The sequence below is a fragment of the Limnobacter sp. MED105 genome, assembly GCF_000170915.1.
Lineage (GTDB): Bacteria > Pseudomonadota > Gammaproteobacteria > Burkholderiales > Burkholderiaceae_B > Limnobacter.
In genome coordinates, this window is sequence record NZ_ABCT01000007.1 from 92581 (window position 1) to 113958 (window position 21378).

Sequence of the window (21378 nt, forward strand, 5' to 3'; positions counted from 1 at the left end):
GTGCAATCTAATCAGGCTGCGTTGCCAACAGGCGGTTCGGTTGCGCCCAAACGCGCCATGACTTCCTTGCGGTAGCGGTTCAAGTCTTGCACCGATTCAAAAGTGCGTTCAAACAGCAAGCTCATGTTGTGCAAAATGCGGTCAACCACTTTCTTTTCCCAGTCGGCGTCAAAGCGAATTTGACCATCCAGCCAGTTTTCCAGCCAATCCGGATCGGGCAAGCGGCTTTGTACGGTGTCGTTCGGGAACAGGTCTTTGTTCACATGCAAATTGGTGGGGTGCAATGGTTTTTGTGTGCGACGGGCCGAGGCCATGAGCACGCCAATTTTACTGAATGCAGCACGTGCACCATCGCCCACTTCGACCAAGGCTTTTTTCATGTAGCGCAGGTAAGCACCACCGTGACGTGCCTCGTCATGTGAAATGATTTTGTAAATTTGCTTGATCACCGGTTCTGTATGCCAATCTGAGGCGCAGCGGTACCAATGGTTCAATCGAATTTCGCCGCAGAAGTGCAGCATCAGTGTTTCAAGGGGTGGTGCCGGGTCAAATTCAAAGCGCACAGCGTGCAGCTCTTCTTCTGTGGGCAGCAAGTCGGGGCGGAAACGGCGCAAATATTCCATCAACACCAGTGAGTGCTTTTGCTCCTCAAAAAACCAAATGGACATGAAGGCAGAGAAGTCGCTGTCGTGTTTGTTATCACGCAAAAACATTTCGGTAGCGGGCAAAGCCGACCACTCGGTAATGGCGTTCATTTTGATGGTTTGGGCCTGTTCTTCAGACAACTTGGAGGCATCAAACTGATCCCAGTTGATGTCCTTTTCCATGTTCCAACGAACGGACTCCAACGACCTGAATAACTCTGGATACAACATGTTGCTCCACCTTCACTGAATAAATTCGACTTTGTGATTTTAACAAGACATGTCATGAAGCGCATGAAGATTTGGTGACACATGGCATTTATGTGCACATGTGTACGCCGAAACAGGTCGAATTCAGGCTTTCAGCCTGCCTGTTTTTTCAACCAGCGCATCAGTCCCCCCAGCACCGGGATCTTCTCGTACAGCTCCTCAGCTGTGTCCCAATAGTCCCTGTGTGACTGCACAAGGCCATTTTGGTTCAACTGCAGGTGCGACGATCCTTTGATGCACTGCACTTGCCCCACCTTGAAGCGCTTCATCTCGAACAGGAAGTCCCAAGCCATGAACACTTGTTGACCCGATTGAAACGCGGTGTGCACTACAAAGCGCGGGTTGTCGACCTGATGGAACATCTCGCCAAAAATACGGGCGATGTCTTCTACCCGGTTCACTTCGTTGAACGGGTCTTTGAAATAGGCGTCACCCGCGTAAAACCTGGGCATGTCAGCCACGGTTTGCTCAGTGAGGTGCTCAAAAAAATCGATTAATCTGCGCAAGGGTTCGGACAACTGCTGACGATCCAGCGGAGCCAGGCCACCAGTTTTGTGGGCGGTGTTATTTGCTTTGCTCATGACCCAGTTCCGCTTTGTTTTTGTTTGCAGTCAGTTTGCGCACCGCAGCAAAGTACAGTGAATAAGGCAGTATGCGCAAGGTACGCAGGGTACGTGTGAATGCTTTGGGGAAATGAATTTCGAACTCACCTTTTTCCAGCCCTGTAATAATTTCCTGTGCCGCTTTTTCAGCAGTAATTAAAAATGGCATGGGAAAGGTGTTTTTGCGGGTCAGCGGCGTGTCTACAAAGCCTGGGTTCACCACGCTTACGCCCACGTGGTGGGGTTGTAATTCCACATGCAAAGCTTCGGCCAGATTGATCAATGCCGCCTTGGTGGGGCCATAGGCCAGTGAGTTTGGCAAACCCCGATAACCCGCCACACTCGAGACGATGGCCAGGTGCCCCGACTTCTGTTCAAGCAGCTTGGGTAGTGCATTGGCCAGCACATACATGGTGCCGTTCAGGTTGACATCAATTTGTTGTTTTACTTTTTCAATGTCGAATTCAGCAACCGACATCTCCGAGTAAGTGCCTGCCATTAGCACGATCAAATCCACACCACCCCAAGCGGCCATGACATTGTCGAAAGCCGTTTTCACTGCGGCTTGTTGGGTAATATCCAGGGGCAGGGCGGTGGCGTGTTGCAGCTCACCTGCCAGTGTGGTTAGTTTGTCGGCACTGCGCGCCGACAACATTTGTTTGCAACCCAGCTGGTCCAGCTGACGTGCCAAGGCCTCGCCAATACCGGTGGATGCGCCCACCAGCCACACCCGCTTGTTTTTCCACTGGGTCAGTTTCGGGTTAAAGCTCATGCGGGTTCCTTCTTAATCTCGTTTGCGAAAGCTCAACAGCACTTCGCCCAATTCAATGCCAAATTTGCTCATGGTGGCCCGGTTCAGCATCACCTTGTCGTCCATCTGGTACATCCAGTCATCGAACTGCACTTCGTAGGTGGTGCCATCGACTGGCAGCAGCATGGTGTACTTCCACTGAAATGCGTTGCCAGAAGTTTCTCCGTTGGCTTGCCCCAGAACGTCGCCCGCGGTGCCGGTGTACTTGTTACCGTCTTTCTTCAATGTCCACACCCGTTTTTGGGTTGTGCCATCGGAGTAAACAAAGTCTTCATCCAGTACGCCAGTATTGCCATCCCAAGTGCATTTCATGACCACGGTGAAACGCTTTACAACTTTGCCAGAACGGTCCTGAAACACGCCCCACGCATCAATAGTGCCATTGAAATATTCTTTCAGGTCAAGCACCGGTTTTTCCTGTGCATAGTCCGCGGGTTGCGGGCTCGCGCACGCGGTTAAAATCAACGCACCAGCCAGGGCAAGGAAGCCCAGTTGCAGTTTGCGTGCCCATTGTTTTGCCCATTGCTTTGCGATAGTCATGCTGTACTCCCAATTGCGGTATTACTTGTTGTTCGGTTCAGGCTGGCCAGGCCACTGCGGCCCAGCAGCACAATGGCCAGCAACTTCAGGGCACAGGGCACCAAGGCGTAAACCCACAGCAGCGGGTCGTTGGCCAGTTGTTGCAGCAAACCCATGTTTTGATAAGACTCGGTTTTTGCCATGTCTGCTGAATAGCTGAACCACTGCAAGGTGCCCAGTGCAAAGCTGGGTGCCAAGGCCAGGTTGAATTTGTTGATCCAGTTCCAAAGACCAAAGTAAGTGCCTTCGGTTTTGCCTCGCTCGCCGTTTTCCTCGATCAAGCGGGCGACCAAGGCTGCGGGTAGCGACAAATCGGCGCCCAACGCGAAGCCAGTGACAATGCATACAAACAGATAGCCAGCCAGATCACCTTCACCCAAGGCAATCACAACGATGAAGGCGGGGATGGACAGCACCATGCCCAACAACCAAGAACGCGCCAGGCCAATTTTGCTGGCCAGCCACACCCAGAATACCGTGGACGCTGCGCCAACCAAAAAGTAAACAGCCAGCACCCATTGATCAGAATCGCCCAAGCCCAGGCGGTCGCGCATGTAAAAAGGCACTAGCGTGGCCGGCAGTGCAGCGGCCAACCCGTTGCACAAAAATACTCCCATTAACTTGCGGAAGTTTTGTCGGCGCAACGGTTGCACGATGTCGGCAAAGCCTTTGCGAATCGCAGCGGCCACGCTGGCTTGCGCGTTGTTGAATGTTTGAGCCAATGGGTTGGCAGTGTGCTGAAAACCCTGTTGAGCTGTTCGGTCGGGTTGTGGCGAATACTTCAGCAACAAAAACATACCCAGCACCAGCATCACGGCGAACACCGTGAAGATCAGTCCTGCATTCGTTTCAAGTGCCAGCGACACGGCAAACACCACACCCAGAATGCCTACGCCTTCACGCACTGCCACATAAGTAGAGCGTTCTTTGTCGGTGTGGCCCAGTTCAGCTCCCCAGGCCTGGTAAGCAATGCTGGCAAAGCTGTAGCCAAGATGTACCACAATCAAACTGACCATGAGGCTGGCCGCATATTCAGTGGGTGTGCTTCCCAGCGGGAAAAATACACCCGCCATGCCCAATAACAACAAAGGCACCGCCAGCAACAAGGGCAAGGCGTAGCGGTTTCCCTGACCACTTCGGCGGTCTACCCACAGGCCAATTGCGGGGTCGAGTACAGCATCCAGTAACCGTGACAGCAGCAGGATAACGCCCACCCATGCGGATGGCACTTCGTAAATGCGGGAGTACAGGTAGGGCACCTGAATGTAGATGGGCACAGCCACGGCGCCCAGGGCCCAGCCCAGAAGGCCGTAATTCAGCAGGTCTTTGGCGCTGGTGCGGGGCGGTTGGATCATGTCGGCGCAGCCGTATCAGCGTTTTAAGCCGATCAATTCGCGGCGCATTTCAGGCGCTGAAGTTTTTGGATCCAGCCAAATACCCATAAAGGCTTCGGCCAGCTCGGGGTCGTCCACTTTGGCCAAAGGCAAGCCATTGCGAAAAAACTGAACCCCTTTGCCCGGTGTAAACAAGGCACTCAAGGTGTGGCCTTTTTTGACGTCTGGAAAAATTTCATTTAGCTTCACCAGCCAACCCTGGCGCTGAACCTCAGTGCCCGCACCAATTTCTTCCATTTCATCAATGCTGCGCTCGGCAATATCGCTGCCTTCAAAATCGCGGGCGTATTTCAGTTCCAGCCATGCAGGGTCACGTTTGTAGTTAAAGCCTTCCGGGTCGGTGTTGGACCACAGTTGCCCGTCATACACGCGCAAACCAAACCAGCGCAGCGTGCCGTAGCCCATCAGCTTCGCATTCTCAATGGTTTGTGTGACCTGTTTCGGCGGCGGGTTCAGGTTGCTGTTGGCCAGCGCCAAGGGTGCAGTGCCCAGCAGGGCCAGGCACAACAGCGCGCGTTGAATAAACTGAGCCGGAAACAACTTCATTGATTCTCCACCTTCTCGAGGTAAAACTGAATGACATCGGTGCTCTCGTATTCAAACCCTGCTTCGCAGTAGGCCAGGTAAAATTCCCAAGTGCGAATGAATGGATCGTCGAAGCCCTGGTTTTTAACCTGTTTAAGCGTTTTCATGAATTGTTCTCGCCAGCGGCGTAATGTTTCAGCATAGTCTTTTCCAAAGGCTTTTTCCGACACCACGCGCAAACCATGCTTCTCTGCCATGGCCCTGAATTTGGCAGGTGAGGGCAACATGCCACCCGGGAAAATATACTGCTGAATAAAATCGGTACCTTTGCGGTAACGGTCAAACAACTCGTCTTGAATCACAATCGTTTGAATGGCTGCCTTGCCACCCTTCTTCAGCAGACGATTCACTGATTGAAAGTAGGCTGGCCAATATTCTTCACCCACGGCTTCAAACATTTCAATTGAGGCAATGTGGTCAAATTGGCCACGGCAGTCCCGGTAATCCTGCAGACGGAAGTCAGCTTGATCTGCAAAACCCTGTTTGGCCAACCGCGCTTTGGCATAAGCCAGTTGTTCGGTCGACAAGGTCAGGCCCACCAGGTTGGCGCCTGCCGCACAGGCTTTCTCGGCAAAACCACCCCAACCACAACCAATTTCCAAAACCTGCTCCCCGGACTTTGGGGTCAGGTAGTTGAGCATGGCCTGGTACTTGGCGTGTTGCGCCTGCTCCAGGCTCAAGCTGGTGTCACCATCAAACAGTGCGCTTGAGTAGGTCATGGTCGGGTCTAGCCACAACTGGTAAAACGGATTGCCCAAATCGTAATGGGCATGAATGTTTTTCTTGGCCTGTGCCTTGGTGTTGCGATTCAGCAGATGTTTGATTTTGTAAGCAATACTGCCCAGAAAACTGCCATAAATAACTGTTTCAACAGCTTTGCGGTTTTCCAGAAACACGCCAAGAATAGAGGCTATATCCTGAGTTTCCCATTCGCCCGCGATGTAGGCTTCAGCAAAGCCGATATCACCAGCTTTCAAAGCCCGTTGGCACACGGCCCACGAGTTCAACTTGATTTTTGCGCTGGGTTGGTCCTCTTCGCCCCCAAACAGCAAGTGGACACCTTCGGGAGTCACAATCTCCAGGCGGCCTTTCTTCAGTTTGGTCAGCAATTTCAGGGTCCACTGGGCCGACGATGGTGCGTGGCTGGGCAGTTGGAACTGGGAAAAAGTAATGGCTTGAGTCATGCTTCGAGTTCAGTCTGCGTAATTGTTTGACGGGGCGGGGCTGGCTTGCCATGAAACTTCGCGCCTTTGAATAGAAGTTTCACTGCTTGCCAATGAATTTTTGCAATCACGGCCAATGTAAACCAGCCGTATTTCAATAAGGTTTTACCCCAAAGCAGGGTGCTTGGATGCATCAGTTCTCCGCTCACGCTGGTGCTAAGCTGTTGAACCGATCCTTCAAAGTAATTAATGCGAGCCATTGTGCGGTCTGTGCTGCTCACAAACCTGAACTCATAGCGCCCTGACACCGGGAAAAAAGGCGACACATGAAATTCTTTTCGGGCATGCAGCAGCATGCCTTTGTTCAGCGGTGCTTTGCTTTCCGGGGCCGTTAGTAAATAAAAATGTCTTTCACCAAAAGTGTTGTTCACTTCACACATCACGGCGCGGCACTGTTGCGCCTCATCGTGGAAATACCAAAAGCTGACTGGGTTGAACACATAGCCCAACACCTTGGGGAAGGTGTGCAAATGCACTTGGCCTTGCAGTGCCATACCCGTTTCCTGTTCCACCTTGTGTACCAACTCGGGAACAAACTCGGGGAAGCCTAAGGTGTGTGGCTCAAACCCGTAATTGCGTGCCGAAACCGACACCAAGCCTTTGCCGTCAATCACCGGGTAGGCATGTGTGGGTTTTGAATCGGATTGCGTCGAAAAAACGAGGCGTACAAAGCAGGCACCCGCAGTAAAGCCGTTGGCCTTGGGAAGTGCCCGGTGATGCTTCACCAAGCCCCAGGCCAGTTTTACTTCGTTGAGTTGAAAACGCCCCTGCGCCATCAAGCCGCCTTTTGTCTGGTTTTTGCCAACTTGTCGATCACCGCGCGTGCGGCGTTCAAGCCTGAGGTATGCCCGTCTTCGTGAAAGCCGTATTTCATCCACGCACCTGCCAAATAGACATTGTTCAAGCCCTGAAGTTCGGTCAGGGCCTGTTGAGCCTGAACCGCCGGCACGTCAAACACGGGGTGGGAATAATGAATTTCCCGGAATACCTGCTTTGCATCGGGCTGGATAATCGGGTTCAGCGTCACGAAAATCGGTTTTTTCACTGGCAAAGGTTGAAGCAGATTGCTCCAGTAGGTTACCGACACACTGGGCTGGGGATTCAACACGTCGCTCAAGTAGTTCCAGGATGACCACGTGCTGCGGGTTTTGGGCATCAGTTTCACATCTGTGTGCAAGAAGGCCACATTGGGCTGATATTTAATGTGTTCTAGCTGGTTTTTTTGCAGGTCGTTGCCCTTGAGCATGCCCAGTGCTTCATCGCTGTGGCATGCCATTATTACATGGTCAAATTCCAGGTCGCCCAGTTTGGTTTTTACGATCGGTTTTGCACCTGTGGAATTAACTTCCAGCACAGGTGTGCTGTGGTGCACTTCGTCGACGAAAGGCAATATTTTTTGCACGTAATTGCGCGCACCGTTTTTCACAGTGAACCACTTGGGCCGGTCATTAACTTGCAGCAAACCGTGGTTGTGACAAAACTGAATGAATGTGGCCAGAGGGAACGCCAGCATCTGCTCGCTGGGGCAAGACCAAATGGCCGCAGCCATGGGAATCAAATACCAGTCGCGGAACTCTGCACTGTATTTTTCCTCGATCAGGTAGTCGCCCAACTGCATTTTCGCTTTGCTTTGAAAGAGTGCTGCCCGGCCAGCGTCGGCCACCATCGCAGTGGCTTCTTTGTTGAAGCGCAAAATATCCAGCAACATGCGAATAAAACGCGGGCGCAACAAATTTCTGCGCTGCGCAAATACAGTGTTCAGGTTCGTGCCTGCCCATTCAATATTCAACTCAGGCAAACACACTGAAAAGGACATGTCCGATTCCACGGTTTCCACAGCAAGTTCATCAAACAGGCGAATCAGGTTAGGGTAGGTTCGTTCGTTGTACACCAAAAAGCCCGTGTCCACCGCAACCTGTTTCCCCTCGACTTCAATGTCTACGGTGTTGGTGTGGCCCCCAATATAATCATTGGCTTCAAACAACGTGGTGTGTGCATGTTCGCGCAGGGCATAAGCGGCGGTAAGGCCAGAAATTCCTCCACCCACAATGGCGACTTTGGGCAGCAATTCTTTTGAATTCTTGATCATGTGTACTCAGGGTTAAAAAAAGCAAGGGTATTCACCAGCATCCTAACCTTTTATTTACTGCAGTAAGTGAAATTGGCTCTGGCTTTTCGAGCCAGAGCCAGGTTACCGACTAATTTTGTTTGCGTTTGTCTTCTTCAATCCATGCAACTGCTGAGTGATTGTGGATTGATTCAAAGTTTTCACTTTCAATCTTGTAAGCCAAAACCTTTTTGCTGGCTCTCAGGCGAATGGCAACATCGCGAACCAGGTCTTCAACAAATTTCGGGTTGTCGTAAGCGCGCTCGGTGACATATTTTTCGTCTGGGCGCTTGAGCAAGCCCCACAGTTCGCAAGAAGCCGATTCTTCCGCCATCCGGATCAGTTCCTCAACAGCAATGCCATCGGCCACCAAGGCGCGAATCGTGATGTGGCTGCGTTGGTTGTGCGCGCCATACTCGGAAATTTTCTTGGAGCAGGGGCACAGGCTGGTCACAGGCACCACCACGGTCATGAACACATCGGTGTTTTTGTCGCCATTGTTGTCCGCTTCCAGGGTCACCTCATAGTCCAGCAAGCTGGCTACACCCGACACGGGTGCAACCTTGCGCACGAAGTAGGGAAACTTCATGGTGATGGTGCCGGCGTTGGAGTCCAGGCGTTGAAGCATGTCCCGCATCATTTGTTTCATGCCCACAGGCGTGAGGGCGCTTTCCTGGGTTTGAAGAATTTCAAGGAACCGCGACATGTGCGTGCCTTTCACATCGCTGGGCAGAAACACTGACATGTCGATTGTGGCCACAGATGGCTGAGGGCCTTCCAGTGTTTCCACAATGATTGGGTGCTTGATTGCGCGCACACCCACGCGTTGAATGGCAATGTTGCGCTTGTCCGCGCGTGATTGTTCGTCAGGTAGAAAAAGTCCGTCCGGTGCATTCATGAAGAAGCGCTCCAATGATAATTACTGCTCTGTGATTGGATGTGCATCGAGTGCACGGCGAATTGCCTGGGTAATCTGGGGGCTGGTGGGTGAAACACCGCTTTTGATGGTGCCAACCACTTCGCCCTTGCGATTGATCAGGTATTTGTGAAAATTCCAGTCAGGTTGTTCTCCGCTGGCTTTGGCCAAATGCTTATACAAGGGGTTGGCCACATCCCCTTTCACCATGCCAAAGTCGCTGGATGGAAAGCCCACCACACTGAAGCCTTTGGACTTGTACTGGCCAGGCTTTGCCTGCGCAGAATTCCACAGCGGCAAGCCAAACAGCGCGATCATTCCGGCCAGAACCCGTTCCCCAAGGTTTACCCGGACTGGACTAGACAGATGCTTGTCTTTACAATGCGCTTTATCCACTTGAATGTCTCTATATGTGTGGTGAAATCTCAGCCAATATGCTAATTTGATTAGTAATCAGGCTTTGAGTTCCATTATTATTCGTTCAGAGTGGCAAGTCAATTTGTCTAGGACAAAACAAAGATGTTGAAGTTTCACCGTGGTCAGGTTCAGGTATGAATGAGCGTGCAGATTTAAGTCAACCCTCATTTTCAATTGCAGCAGTCGAGCGGGATACCGGCTTGCCCAAGGACACCCTGCGTGTTTGGGAAAAACGCTATAACTTCCCGCAGCCTGGCCGTGATTCTTTCGGCGAGCGCATTTATTCCATTGATCAGGTTGAAAAACTGCGAGTCATCAAGCGCTTGCTCGATGGTGGGCATCGCCCAGGAAAAATCATCGGGTTGAGCATTGATGAGTTGGTGAAACTGGCCGAGGTCAGCAGTGCGGGGTCGCGCATGAATGTGGCGCCTGACAGCCTGGACGAGCTAAACAGTTACATGGAACTGATCAAGCGGCACGATGCCGAAGAATTCCGCCAAACCATGTCGCGCCTTGCGCTGACGATGGGGCTGCATCGTTTCGTGGTAGAGGTGGTTGCACCCATGAACGCAATGGTGGGCGATGCCTGGGCGCGTGGTTATTTTGAAATTTTTGAAGAGCACATCTACACCGAAACCATTCAGGTGGTGTTGCGCAATGCCTTGAACACCATTCCGTCCACACGCAAAGGCCCGCGGGTGTTGCTGACCACACTGCCCAACGAATTGCATGGTTTGGGTTTGCTGATGGCTGAGTGCATTTTTTCCATGGAGGGCGCACAGTGTATTTCTTTGGGCACTCAAACCCCGATTTACGACATTGTGTTGGCCTCGCGCGCGCAGAACATCAATATTGTGGCCCTGTCATTCTCTGTTATTCAAAGTTCGCCCGCCGTGCTGGAAGCAGTGGCCGAGTTGCGTGAAAAATTGCCTCCGATGGTTGAAATTTGGTGTGGTGGCTCTTCTACAGCATTGCGCAAAAAGCCTTCTGAAGATTTCGTGTTGTTGTCCAGCCTGGAGTCCATCAGTGAATCAATTGCAGACTGGCGACTGCGCAACAAATTCAATCAGAATTAATTTCCGTGCCGGATAAGCGGTCTTTCAAAGGCAATAAATCTTATTTGCCCAGCAAGCTTTGCACCGTGTGCGGGAAGGAAATGACCTGGCGCAAAAGCTGGGCCAAGAATTGGGATGACGTAAAATATTGCTCAGAGGCCTGCCGCAAGGCGGCGCCCAGAGCGGGCAGCAAATAAGCAGGCAGTAAATAGCATGAGCAGCAAAACCAAAGCCGTGGTTGTGTTGGGCGATCAACTCGACCTTAACAACCCCGCACTTCTGGCCAACCCCCCGAAATCAGCAGACATACTCATGGTGGAGTCACCTGTTGAATCCACTGTGGTGTGGGTTCACAAAGTGCGAGTCGCTTTGTTTCTCAGTGCCATGCGCCATTTTGCAGAAGAATTGCGCAAGGCGGGTTACACCGTGCATTACCGCAGCTTGCGCGACACGGGCCAAAACAACTTGACCACTGAAGTTGCAAACCTGTGCAAACAGCACGGGTACACCAGCATTGATATGGCCGAGCCAGGTGAGTGGCGCCTGGAACAAGAATTTTTGAAGTTTGCGAAGTCGGAAAATCTGAAGTTGCGACTACTTGAAGACACACATTATTTGTGCAGTCGGTCGGAATTTGCAAAGTGGGCCAGTGGCTACAAACAAATGCGCATGGAGTATTTTTATCGCGAAATGCGCAAGCGCACCGGTGTGTTGATGGAGGGTGTTGAACCTGCTGGCGGCAAGTGGAATTTTGATGCAGACAATCGCAGTGCATTTCCCAAAGCCGGCCCCGGCGATATTACACCCCCTGCATTTTTTGAACCCGATGAAATAACGCAAGCGGTGTTTGCTGAGGTTGAAGAAAATTTCCCGGATCATCCCGGTACGCTTAAAAATTTTGCATGGCCAGTTACACGCACACAAGCTTTGCAGGCGCTCGATAATTTCATCGAGAACCGGTTCGCCAACTTCGGTACTTATCAGGACGCCATGTGGACCAACACACCGTTCGGCTGGCACTCGCTTGTTTCCAGTTCAATCAATCTGCATTTGTTACATCCGCTCGAGGTGATACAAAAAGCAGAAGCGGCCTATCGCGCTGGCAAAGTGGATGTGGCCAGTGCAGAAGGGTTCATTCGCCAAATTCTGGGTTGGCGTGAATTCATGCGCGGGGTGTATTGGCTGGACATGCCCAAGATGCGTGAAGACAATTATTTGCAAGCCAAACTTGATCTGCCCAAATGGTTCTGGACTGGCAATACCCACATGAATTGCCTGAAAGATTCGATTGGTCAAACGCTGGACTACGGTTATGCGCACCACATTCAACGCCTGATGGTGATCGGCAACTTTGCCCTGCTGGCGGGGCTTGTGCCACAGCAGGTCGAGGATTGGTTCTTGGCGGTGTATGTGGATGCTGTGGAATGGGTTGAACTGCCGAATGTGGCCGGCATGGCGCTGTTTGCCAATGGCGGGCGGTTCACCAGCAAGCCTTACATTGCATCGGGCGCTTACATCAAGCGCATGAGCAACTATTGCACCGGTTGCAAGTACAACCCGGCTGAGAAAACCGGTGAACAGGCCTGCCCGTTCACCACGCTGTACTGGGGTTTTCTGGATCAGCATGAAAAAATGCTGTCAGCCAACCCGCGCACTGGTTTGATGGCCAAAAACATTGCACGGCTGGACGATGCGCAACGCACTGCACTTCGGCAAAAAGTGGCCGACACCTTCAAGAATATTGAACAACTGTAAGCCCATGCTTTGTTAAGGTAAGGCTTCGTTGTTGAAGTTCAGGGAGTAGAAGCATGGGTTTGCTGGTAGATGGTCAGTGGCAAGACAAGTGGTATGACACCAGTTCAAGCGGTGGCAAATTCCAGCGCGAAAGCGCCAAATTGCGCAACTGGGTTACCGCCGATGGCAGTGCAGGACCAAGCGGTGCAGGCGGCTTTAAGGCAGAAAGTGGGCGCTACCACCTGTACGTATCGCTGGCCTGTCCATGGGCACACCGCACCCTGATTTTTCGCAAGTTGAAGAACCTTGAAAATCACATTGATGTGTCAGTGGTCAGCCCCGACATGCTCAGCAATGGCTGGACATTCAATGTGGATGCCGGCAGTACTGGCGACTTGTTGTTCGGCAGCGAATTCATGCATCAAATTTACACACGCAACAAAAGCGACTATTCAGGGCGGGTCACTGTGCCTGTGCTGTGGTGCAAGAAAACCAATCAGATTGTCAGCAATGAGTCGTCTGAAATCATTCGAATGTTCAATTCCGCATTCAATGAAATCACCGGCAACCACGAAGATTTCTATCCCGAGAATTTGCGCAGCATGATCGACAGGGTCAATGGCCTGGTGTACGACAACATCAACAATGGTGTGTACCGCGCCGGTTTTGCCACTGCGCAGGGTGCCTATGAAGAGGCCTACAACGCCGTGTTTATGGCGCTTGATTCAATCGAGAAAATTCTGGAAAACAACCGCTACCTGGTGGGCCCACAAATTACTGAAGCCGACTGGCGCCTGTTCACCACCCTGATTCGGTTTGATGCGGTGTACCACGGTCATTTCAAGTGCAATCGCCAAAGGCTTGAAGATTTCCCGAATATTTCGAATTACGTGCGCGAGTTGTATCAGTGGTCGGGTGTTGCTGAAACCGTCGATTTTTACCACATCAAACGCCACTACTACTACAGCCACGACATGATCAATCCCACCCGTGTTGTGCCCGCAGGCCCTGCCATCGACTTTGCGCGCGAGCACAACCGCACGCGTTTGCCTGCAAACCACGCTGCATAATTCGATGGTAATCTTGGGCAACATTCATTTTCATGTTGCCCATGGCCCGCCACCCTGAACTGCAAGGTTTTCAAGTCGACCCAGTCATTGAACAACTACCCAACCATGTCAAAGTGTATGTGGTAGGAGGTGCTGTGCGCGACGCGTTGATGGGGCGTGCCAGCAGTGACCGGGACTGGGTCGTCGTCGGTGCAACCGTTGACCACATGCTGGCCGCTGGCTTCACACCGGTGGGTTCTGACTTTCCCGTGTTTCTTCATCCGCGCACCCACGAAGAATATGCCCTGGCACGCACCGAGCGTAAAAGTGGACATGGCTACAAGGGATTCACCTTTCATGCAGAACCCTCGGTTACCCTTGAGGAAGACTTGGCTCGCCGTGACTTCACCGTGAATGCCATGGCCATGAATGCAGAGGGCGGGCTGATCGACCCGTTTCAAGGTCTTGCCGATCTTGAAAACAAGTGTATGCGGCATGTTAGCCCCGCATTCAGTGAAGACCCGTTGCGTGTACTTCGCTTGGCGCGCTTTTTGGCACGCTTCCTTGACTTCTCGGTGGCTGAAGAAACCATGGACTTGTGCCGCGAACTTCAGGCCAGCGGGGAATTGAAACACCTGGTGCCCGAGCGTGTGTACGCCGAATTGACCAAAGGCATGGGGGAGGAAAAGCCCTCTCGCATGATCAAGTTGATCAGCAAACTCAATGGGTGGGGTGAATTGGCGCCTGCCTGTTCAGTGCCGTTTTCAAGTTTTGACAAGCCTGAATACGATTGCCTCAACAGTCTTTCCGGGGCAGAAGCGCGCTGGGTTTATTCGCTTGGTTTTTTCTTGAGCTTGGCACACATCAAAGCCTTGGCCAAGGCATGGCGTTTGCCCCGCACTATCGAAGACCTGTCGGTGTTGGCATGCCATTGCCTTGCCTTTGTGCAGCAGCAAAGCACCGATCCCGACAGTTTCGCCCGGTTTTTCGGTCAGGTAGATTTGTACAGAAAGCCTGCCCGTTTGCGGCAGGTGAACCAGCTTGTAGCACAAATCCATGGGGAAGGGCGGGTGCATGCTTTTGTCGAGCAGGCTGTGGCGGAATTGGAACAGGGGCATTACAAAGCTTTTCTTGGTGATAAAATTGTAAATCACCCGCTTGGCGAACAGGTGGCCCAAGTGGCTGCGAACGCCCGCTTGGCGTGGGTGGAAGAATTGCATTCCAAATACTTTTGATTCTTGAAGTGAGGACGACCTCACCGCTCAACCTTCGATCGGGGACGGCCCCATTTAGTTAAATGGGAGTTGTCATGTCCTGGTTAATTCTGTTTGTAGCAGGTCTCTTTGAAATCGTATGGGCCATCGGCCTGAAGTACACCGATGGTTTTACCCGCCTTGTTCCTTCTGCCATCACCTTGATTGCTGCAGCAATCAGCTTCGGTTTGTTGGGCTTGGCCATGAAAACCTTGCCGGTGGGCACCGCCTACAGCGTGTGGGTCGGTATTGGTGCGGCGGGTACTGTACTGATGGGTGTTGTTTTATTCAATGAGCCCGTCAATGCACTGCGCATTGGCAGTGTGGTGCTGATTGTTTTGGGTGTTCTGGGTTTGAAGCTGTCATGAAGAATATTTGTGTGTACTGTGGCTCCAGCGCGGGCAATCGGGCTGAATACACCGAAGGCGCGAAAGCCTTGGCCCGCGCCTTGGTGGGTAATAATCTGGGCTTGGTGTACGGCGGGTCCAATCTGGGTTTGATGGGTGTGGTGGCCGAAGAGGTATTGGCCCTGGGCGGCACAGCCACCGGCATCATTCCTGAATCGTTGGTGACCAAAGAGTTGGCCCACCCTGCATTATCTGAGCTGATCGTGACCCGCAACATGCACGAGCGCAAAGCCATGATGGCCGAGCGCTCTGACGGCTTCATCGCCTTGCCCGGAGGCCTGGGAACTTTCGAAGAGCTGTTTGAAATCCTGACCTGGGCGCAGCTCAGCTTTCATCACAAACCTGTGGGTGTATTGAATGTGAATGGCTACTACGATGGTTTGCTCTCGTTTCTGGATCATGCCCGCAACGAGTCATTCATTCGTCCCCAGCACCGCAGCATGTTGATGGCAAATACCTGCGCCGATTCGCTTCTCGAGGCCTTCAAAACCTACACCGCACCCGCGGTGGTGAAGTGGGTTTAAGCGGCCATGCACAATGTCATGCACCCAGCTTTTGATATTCGGGATGCCACCTTGGCTGACATGCCCGCCGTGCAGGCGCTTTACGCGCATTACGTACTCAAGGAGTTGGCCACCTTTGAACTGGTGCCCCCCACCCATGAAGAAATGTGCGCGCGCAGACAAGCCATACTGGACAGCCATTTGCCCTACCTTGTGGCCCATATCGATGACGTGATCGTGGGCTATGCCTATGCAGTCAGCTACAGGCCCAGGCCTGCTTACCGTTACACCGTTGAAGACTCCGTTTACCTGTCACCCAACCACACCGGCAAGGGCATTGGTGCTGCATTGCTCAACGAGTTGATTCGCCGTTGCGAACAAGGTCCATGGCGGCAAATGGTTGCAGTCATTACTCAAGGTGGTACGGCAGGTTCGGCTGAGTTGCACCGCAAGCTGGGCTTTCAGGAAGTTGGGCGCATGCCCAATGTCGGTTACAAGTTCAATCGCTGGGTAGGTACGTTGATTATGCAACGTGCTTTGGGTGAGGGTGGCAATTCTGCACCCCCGCCACTTTGAGGAAATGACTCTGGATATTAGCAATTACACCCTGATCGTGGGGCTGGCTTTTTTGGTGGCGGGTTTTGTCAAAGGCGTCACAGGCATGGGCTTGCCCCCGATCGCAATCGGTTTAATGGCCGTTGCCGTTTCGCCCGTGCAGGCAGCCGCACTGATTGTTGTGCCCTCCATGGTCAGCAATGTGTGGCAAATGCTGATTGGCCCTGGTTTTTTCAAGGCGGTACGCCGCTTTGCTGCCTTGTTGGTCATGGTGTGTGTTGGGGCCGCTTTCGGGGTCGGCGTTTTAACTGGCAGCACGCCTGCCTATGCCACGCTGGCTTTGGGCCTGGTGTTGTTTGTGTATGCCGTGCTCGGCTTGTTCAAGTTCAACATGCATGTCACTGCGCACAAGGAACGTTGGGCCTCGCCCCTGGTGGGTGGGCTGACCGGGTTTCTGGCCGGTGCAACCGGGGTGTCGTCGGTGCCTTCAGCCCCCTACATGAATTCATTGGGCATGGACAAAGACGAGTTGTTACAGGCTTTGGGTTTGGTGTTTACGGTGGGTACTTTTGCTTTGGCGGTGGGCTTGTACGTCAAGGGGCGGTTTGAACTGGCAGCTGCCTGGGAATCAACTTTGTGCCTGGTGCCGACCATGGCCGGCGTGCTGACTGGGCAAAAATGCCGTGCCTTGCTGAGTGCCGAAACTTTCAAAACCGTTTTTTTCCTGGGCTTGCTGCTGTTGGGCGGCTACATGATTGCCCGTGTGCTTTGGCTGTAGGCTGATATACACTAAAAGCCGGAAAACCCCAGGGAGAAAAACATGCGTCGCATGTGGGTTGCAATCTGCGTCATCTCAGGCCTTATCGGCCTTCTGAATACAGGCCCGCTGCTAGCCGCACCAATTACGGCAGAGAAAGCCGTTGCCCGTTTGAATCAGGAAGTACAGGTTCAAATGAAAGTGCGTTCCAGCAAACTGCGCACCGATCGCGATGAAGTCGACCTGAATTCACACACCAGTTTTCGTGATCCAGCCAACTTGACAGTCGTTGTCGATGGTCGCGTGGCCGCCTGGTATTCCTATCAAGGTATTCACGACTTGCCAAAATTCTTTTTTGGTAAAAATATTGTGGTGTCGGGGATTGTTGAGCAATTCGGCGATCAAACCCGAATTGTTGTCGTCGATCCAGCCCAAATTCAAATCGTGAAGTAAGCCCATGTATTTGCCCAAGCAGTTTGAGGAAACCTCAATTCCGGTGTTGTTGAGTTTGATCAAGGCTCACCCCTTGGCCACAGTCATTACGCTGTCAACCTCAGGGCTAAACGCCAACCATATACCCATGGTCGTGGCGGAAAATGCGGATGCAACGATGGTGTTGCGCGGCCATGTGGCCAGGGCCAACCCAATGCTGGCTGATTTGGCGGTGTCCGCGCAAACCTTGTTGGTGTTTCAAGGTGCTGAGCATTACATCACACCCTCATGGTATGCCACCAAAAAAGAAACCGAGAAAGTCGTTCCCACTTGGAATTACGCGGTGGTGCATGTGAAAGGTCAAATGCGCGTAGTGGATGACGCCGAGTGGTTACACCAGCAACTGGAAGACTTGACCGCGCAACAGGAAAGCAGCCGAAAGACGCCTTGGTCAGTGAATGACGCACCCGCAGAATTTCTGAATCAAATCAAACAGGCCATTGTGGGTTTTGAAGTCCAAATCGAAAGCATGGTTGGCAAATGGAAAGTCAGCCAGAACCAGCCGTCCAAAAACAGGGTCACTGTGGTGCAGGGGCTGGAAGAGGACGGCACAGAAAAAGCCCTTTACATGCGTGATTTGGTGAAAAAACACCTTTAGCCCATTTGTTGCACCATGCCTTCGTCCCGGTTAAAAAGCGGTCAGTGTTTGTGTTGTGGGCGTATTACTGCGCTAACCTTTCATCACCTCATTCCCAAAAAATTACATCGACGTGCTTTCTATCGAAAAAAGTTCGACAGGGAAACTTTGAACCAGGGTGTCAATATTTGCAGACTTTGTCATGACGGCATTCACGATTTGTACGATGAAATGCAATTGGCCAAGCAATTTTCAAGCGCCGAAACACTGCTGGCCGATGAGGCCTTGCAAAGGCATTTTGCCTGGGTCGCCAAAAAGAAATAAGTCAATCCGTTAAAGGGGCTATCGCCATGAATGAAAACTGGTTGTTTTACCTGAACAGAATTCGCGAAAAGCTCTGGGTCAAGCCTTTGGTAATGTGTTTGCTGTCGATTGTGGCTGCCTTTCTGGCAACCTTGGCTGATCGGCCTGGCGTGGGCGACTGGTTACCCACCGTTAGCAAGGAGTCTGTGGAAACCCTGTTGGAGTTGGTGGCCTCGACTATGTTAGTGATTGCCATGTTTTCCGTGGGCTCAATGGTGTCCGCTTATGCCTCCGCCAGCAGCTCGGCAACACCCAGGTCGTTTCCGCTGGTGGTTGCTGATGACACCTCACAAAATGCCTTGTCTACGTTTATCGGGGTATTCATTTTCAGCGTGGTGGCCCTGATTGCGCTGAAAAATGATTTCTATGAAAAGGCGGGTGTCTTTGCCCTGTTTGTGCTGACGATTTTGGTGTTTGCAATCGTGATTCTTGCGTTCATCCGGTGGGTGGACAGCATTGCCAGGCTAGGGCGTTTGGGCAATACAATCGACAAAGTTGAAGCTGCCACATCGAACGCCTTCGGGCAGCGTCTCGGTATGCCTTATCTGGGCGGGCAAAAAAGCGATGGAAAGGTAGCGAATGGGGTACCTGTGGTTCGTTCCTCAATCGCTTACCTGCAGCGAATTGACATGGTCAAATTACAATCACTGGCTGAAAAATTTGATCTGAAGGTTCATGTTCAATCATTGCCTGGTACCTTTTGTACTCCCAACCGCGCGATCGCCATGGTAGAGCAGCCCTCGCAGGCTGAGGACTTGGCTGAAGAATGTTTGCAGGCCATTGCCGAGTGTTTTGTGTTGTCTGACACGCGCACTTTTGATCAGGATCCTAGGTTCGGTTTGGTGGTGTTGTGTGAAATTGCCAGTCGCGCGCTATCTCCTGCGGTCAATGATCCTGGCACCGCAATTGATGTCATCGGAACTTTGGTTCGTTTGTTTCATCAGTGGGCAGGTGGTCAGCAGGACAAAGCCCCAGAGGTGCAATACGATCGAATCATGGTGCCGGGTTTGGACGAGCGGGATATGTTTGACGACGCATTTACTGGCATTGCCCGGGATGGCGCGGGTGCGGTCGAGGTGGCGATTCGCTTGCAAAAAGCGTTTGAAAGCCTCTCAGCGCTTAAGTATCAACCCGTCTCTGAAGCGGCTATCAATCATTCCCGATTGGCGCTGGCCCGCAACGAACTCGTCATGACCTTGCCGCAAGACATTGAGGCTGTCAGAAGCGCAGCCAGGTTCTAGACAGGGAATACTTGGTACAATCAGAGGCTTAGCTCAACCCTGCCTGAACTGTCCCCATGCTTGCCCAACAACGAAATACGCTGATCGCCGCATTTGAAGCGGCCGCTGCTGCTGCCCTTAACCAGCCTTTTGAGGGCGTGGTTACGCTGGAGAAACCCAAAGACGCCAGCCACGGCGATGTGGCGTGTAACCTGGCCATGCAATTGGCCAAGCCTGCCAAGCGCAACCCACGTGAGTTGGCTCAGCTACTGGCTGATCATGTGAAAGCGAACCCTGCCTGCGTCAGCCTGGTTGATGCTGTGGATATTGCGGGCCCGGGCTTTATCAATATTCGTTTAAGCCAGAATGCTCGGGTAGCTGTTGTGGCACAAGTGCTTGAGCAAGGCACTGAATTTGGCAAATCCGGTGCACACGCTGGTGAAACTGTCTTGATCGAGTTCGTGTCGGCCAACCCCACCGGCCCCTTGCATGTGGGGCATGGCCGGCAGGCTGCGCTGGGCGATGCCATGGCAGCGGTCATGCAAACCCAGGGCTGGAAAGTTCACAAAGAGTTTTATTACAACGACGCGGGCGTGCAAATTCAAACTTTGGCCACGTCCGTTCAGGCCCGCGCCAAAGGGCTTAAGCCCGGTGATGTTGAATGGCCCGAAAGTGCCTACAACGGCGACTACATTGCCGACATTGCCGAGGATTTTCTGGCTGGCAAGGAAGTGAAGGCCGCCGACGGCGAACCCGTCAAAGGCACTGGCAACGTAGACGACTTTGAATGCATTCGTGCTTTTGCTGTGGCTTATCTGCGTGCCGAGCAAGACCTCGATTTGAAGGCCTTTGGCGTCAATTTCGATCAGTTTTACCTGGAAAGCTCCTTGTATTCCGAGGGCAAGGTTGAAGCGGCAGTCGCTCTCATGGTTGCGTCCGGTAAAACTTTTGAGGAGGGTGGCGCGCTTTGGTTGCGTTCCACCGATTACGGCGACGACAAAGACCGCGTCATGCGCAAATCCGAAGGTGGTTACACCTACTTTGTGCCCGATGTGGCCTATCACATCCAGAAATTCAAGCGTGGTTTCGGCAAGGTGATCAATATTCAGGGTACCGACCACCATGGCACCATTGCGCGTGTTCGAGCCGGTTTGCAGGCTTGCAACGTGGGCATTCCGCAGGGCTACCCTGACTATGTGTTGCACAAAATGGTCACAGTGATGAAGGGTGGTCAGGAAGTGAAAATTTCCAAGCGTGCGGGAAGCTACGTGACCGTGCGCGACCTCATCTGCTGGTCGGGCGGTGTCGATGAAACCCAGCCCATGCTGAGCCAGCCCGAAGCCTTGACCAAAGGCCGTGATGCGGTGCGCTTTTTCCTCGTGAGTCGCAAGGCTGACACCGAATTCGTGTTTGATGTGGATTTGGCCTTGGCCCAGTCTGATGAGAACCCGGTGTATTACGTGCAGTATGCGCACGCCCGCATTCATTCCATTCTGGATCAGGCTGAAGTTGACCTGTCCACCATTCATGGCGCTGATTTGACCCTGTTGGCGGCACCATCCGAGCTGGCTTTGCTCCGAACGTTGGTTTCTTACCCGGACATTTTGTCCAAGGCCGCCGAGGAACTGGCGCCACACCACATTGCGTTTTACCTGCGTGAACTGGCTGGTGCTTTCCACACTTTTTACAACGCTGAACGCGTACGTATTGACGACATGGCCCTGAAAACCGCGCGGGTTGGGCTGTTGGTGGCTGTGGCCACTGTGTTGTCGAATGGCTTGGCGGTGTTGGGTGTTTCGGCGCCGAAACGGATGTAAGCAGATTTTGATTGTTTGGGCTCAAAACCCTTGTCCAATAAGGGTTTT

24 protein-coding genes are annotated in these 21378 nt (G+C 52.5%); 13 read left to right on the plus strand and 11 right to left on the minus strand.

Going from position 1 to position 21378, the window contains the following annotated elements; translation table 11 throughout:
- Positions 1-11 precede the first annotated feature (11 nt).
- The 11 genes from LMED105_RS08560 to LMED105_RS16300 all read right to left on the minus strand — a co-directional run bounded on the left by LMED105_RS08560 (position 12) and on the right by LMED105_RS16300 (position 9449).
- Positions 12-875, minus strand: a complete 864-nt coding sequence (locus LMED105_RS08560; RefSeq protein WP_040512948.1) for a ferritin — start codon at positions 873-875, stop codon at positions 12-14.
- Between the two features lie 131 nt (positions 876-1006).
- Positions 1007-1495 carry a nuclear transport factor 2 family protein gene (locus LMED105_RS08565; RefSeq protein WP_008250265.1) on the minus strand — a complete coding sequence of 163 codons (489 nt, stop codon included), beginning with the start codon at positions 1493-1495 and terminating at the stop codon, positions 1007-1009.
- Entirely contained in the window at positions 1479-2288 is an 810-nt protein-coding gene (locus tag LMED105_RS08570) for an SDR family oxidoreductase (protein ID WP_008250267.1), read from the minus strand. Before LMED105_RS08570 ends, LMED105_RS08565 begins: the two co-directional genes overlap by 17 nt.
- A gap of 12 nt (positions 2289-2300) precedes the next feature.
- On the minus strand, positions 2301-2867 hold the full coding sequence (locus LMED105_RS08575; RefSeq protein ID WP_008250268.1) for a DUF3833 domain-containing protein: 567 nt from the start codon (positions 2865-2867) through the stop codon (positions 2301-2303).
- Complete coding sequence (locus tag LMED105_RS08580) at positions 2864-4261, minus strand: MFS transporter (protein ID WP_008250269.1); 1398 nt, start codon at positions 4259-4261, stop codon at positions 2864-2866. Before LMED105_RS08580 ends, LMED105_RS08575 begins: the two co-directional genes overlap by 4 nt.
- A gap of 15 nt (positions 4262-4276) precedes the next feature.
- Positions 4277-4846 (minus strand): chalcone isomerase family protein, encoded by a 570-nt coding sequence (locus LMED105_RS08585; protein WP_008250270.1) that lies wholly within the window; start codon positions 4844-4846, stop codon positions 4277-4279.
- Entirely contained in the window at positions 4843-6069 is a 1227-nt protein-coding gene (locus LMED105_RS08590) for a cyclopropane-fatty-acyl-phospholipid synthase family protein (protein ID WP_008250271.1), read from the minus strand. Before LMED105_RS08590 ends, LMED105_RS08585 begins: the two co-directional genes overlap by 4 nt.
- Entirely contained in the window at positions 6066-6884 is an 819-nt protein-coding gene (locus tag LMED105_RS08595) for a DUF1365 domain-containing protein (protein ID WP_008250272.1), read from the minus strand. The genes LMED105_RS08590 and LMED105_RS08595 overlap by 4 nt, the downstream gene beginning before the upstream one ends.
- Positions 6884-8197: an NAD(P)/FAD-dependent oxidoreductase gene (locus LMED105_RS08600; RefSeq protein WP_008250273.1), complete on the minus strand. Its 1314-nt coding sequence runs from the start codon at positions 8195-8197 to the stop codon at positions 6884-6886. Before LMED105_RS08600 ends, LMED105_RS08595 begins: the two co-directional genes overlap by 1 nt.
- Before the next feature lie 109 nt (positions 8198-8306).
- Positions 8307-9113 carry a GTP cyclohydrolase FolE2 gene (gene folE2 / locus LMED105_RS08605; protein WP_008250275.1) on the minus strand — a complete coding sequence of 269 codons (807 nt, stop codon included), beginning with the start codon at positions 9111-9113 and terminating at the stop codon, positions 8307-8309.
- Between the two features lie 21 nt (positions 9114-9134).
- Positions 9135-9449, minus strand: a complete 315-nt coding sequence (locus tag LMED105_RS16300) for a glutathione peroxidase (RefSeq protein ID WP_008250277.1) — start codon at positions 9447-9449, stop codon at positions 9135-9137.
- Between the two features lie 233 nt (positions 9450-9682).
- Between LMED105_RS16300 and LMED105_RS08615 the strand changes: the two genes are divergently transcribed.
- From LMED105_RS08615 to argS, 13 genes are all read left to right on the plus strand, one after another.
- Complete coding sequence (locus LMED105_RS08615) at positions 9683-10624, plus strand: MerR family transcriptional regulator (RefSeq protein WP_008250278.1); 942 nt, start codon at positions 9683-9685, stop codon at positions 10622-10624.
- A gap of 5 nt (positions 10625-10629) precedes the next feature.
- Positions 10630-10800 carry a DUF2256 domain-containing protein gene (locus tag LMED105_RS16665; protein WP_008250280.1) on the plus strand — a complete coding sequence of 57 codons (171 nt, stop codon included), beginning with the start codon at positions 10630-10632 and terminating at the stop codon, positions 10798-10800.
- A gap of 16 nt (positions 10801-10816) precedes the next feature.
- Positions 10817-12358: a cryptochrome/photolyase family protein gene (locus tag LMED105_RS08620; protein ID WP_008250283.1), complete on the plus strand. Its 1542-nt coding sequence runs from the start codon at positions 10817-10819 to the stop codon at positions 12356-12358.
- 53 nt (positions 12359-12411) lie between these two features.
- Positions 12412-13407 carry a glutathione S-transferase family protein gene (locus LMED105_RS08625; RefSeq protein ID WP_008250285.1) on the plus strand — a complete coding sequence of 332 codons (996 nt, stop codon included), beginning with the start codon at positions 12412-12414 and terminating at the stop codon, positions 13405-13407.
- Positions 13408-13439: 32 nt separating this feature from the next.
- The gene (locus LMED105_RS17105) at positions 13440-14621 is read left to right on the plus strand and encodes a Polynucleotide adenylyltransferase region:Metal-dependent phosphohydrolase, HD subdomain (RefSeq protein ID WP_008250286.1); all 1182 of its coding nucleotides are present in this window, start codon (positions 13440-13442) and stop codon (positions 14619-14621) included.
- A gap of 74 nt (positions 14622-14695) precedes the next feature.
- Positions 14696-15007 carry a quaternary ammonium compound efflux SMR transporter SugE gene (sugE, locus tag LMED105_RS08635; protein WP_008250288.1) on the plus strand — a complete coding sequence of 104 codons (312 nt, stop codon included), beginning with the start codon at positions 14696-14698 and terminating at the stop codon, positions 15005-15007.
- Positions 15004-15570 (plus strand): TIGR00730 family Rossman fold protein, encoded by a 567-nt coding sequence (locus LMED105_RS08640; RefSeq protein ID WP_008250289.1) that lies wholly within the window; start codon positions 15004-15006, stop codon positions 15568-15570. The genes sugE and LMED105_RS08640 overlap by 4 nt, the downstream gene beginning before the upstream one ends.
- 6 nt (positions 15571-15576) lie before the next feature.
- The gene (locus LMED105_RS08645; RefSeq protein WP_008250290.1) at positions 15577-16125 is read left to right on the plus strand and encodes a GNAT family N-acetyltransferase; all 549 of its coding nucleotides are present in this window, start codon (positions 15577-15579) and stop codon (positions 16123-16125) included.
- A gap of 4 nt (positions 16126-16129) precedes the next feature.
- Positions 16130-16882, plus strand: coding sequence for a sulfite exporter TauE/SafE family protein (locus tag LMED105_RS08650; RefSeq protein WP_008250291.1), 753 nt, complete (start codon positions 16130-16132; stop codon positions 16880-16882).
- A 42-nt stretch (positions 16883-16924) separates the two neighbouring features.
- Positions 16925-17314, plus strand: a complete 390-nt coding sequence (locus LMED105_RS08655) for a hypothetical protein (RefSeq protein WP_008250294.1) — start codon at positions 16925-16927, stop codon at positions 17312-17314.
- 4 nt (positions 17315-17318) lie between these two features.
- A complete protein-coding gene (locus LMED105_RS08660) occupies positions 17319-17951 on the plus strand; it encodes an FMN-binding negative transcriptional regulator (RefSeq protein WP_008250296.1) in 633 nt (210 codons plus the stop codon).
- A gap of 329 nt (positions 17952-18280) precedes the next feature.
- A complete protein-coding gene (locus LMED105_RS08670) occupies positions 18281-19534 on the plus strand; it encodes a DUF2254 domain-containing protein (protein WP_008250300.1) in 1254 nt (417 codons plus the stop codon).
- 56 nt (positions 19535-19590) lie between these two features.
- The gene (argS, locus tag LMED105_RS08675; RefSeq protein ID WP_008250302.1) at positions 19591-21330 is read left to right on the plus strand and encodes an arginine--tRNA ligase; all 1740 of its coding nucleotides are present in this window, start codon (positions 19591-19593) and stop codon (positions 21328-21330) included.
- The last annotated feature ends 48 nt before the right edge of the window (positions 21331-21378 follow it).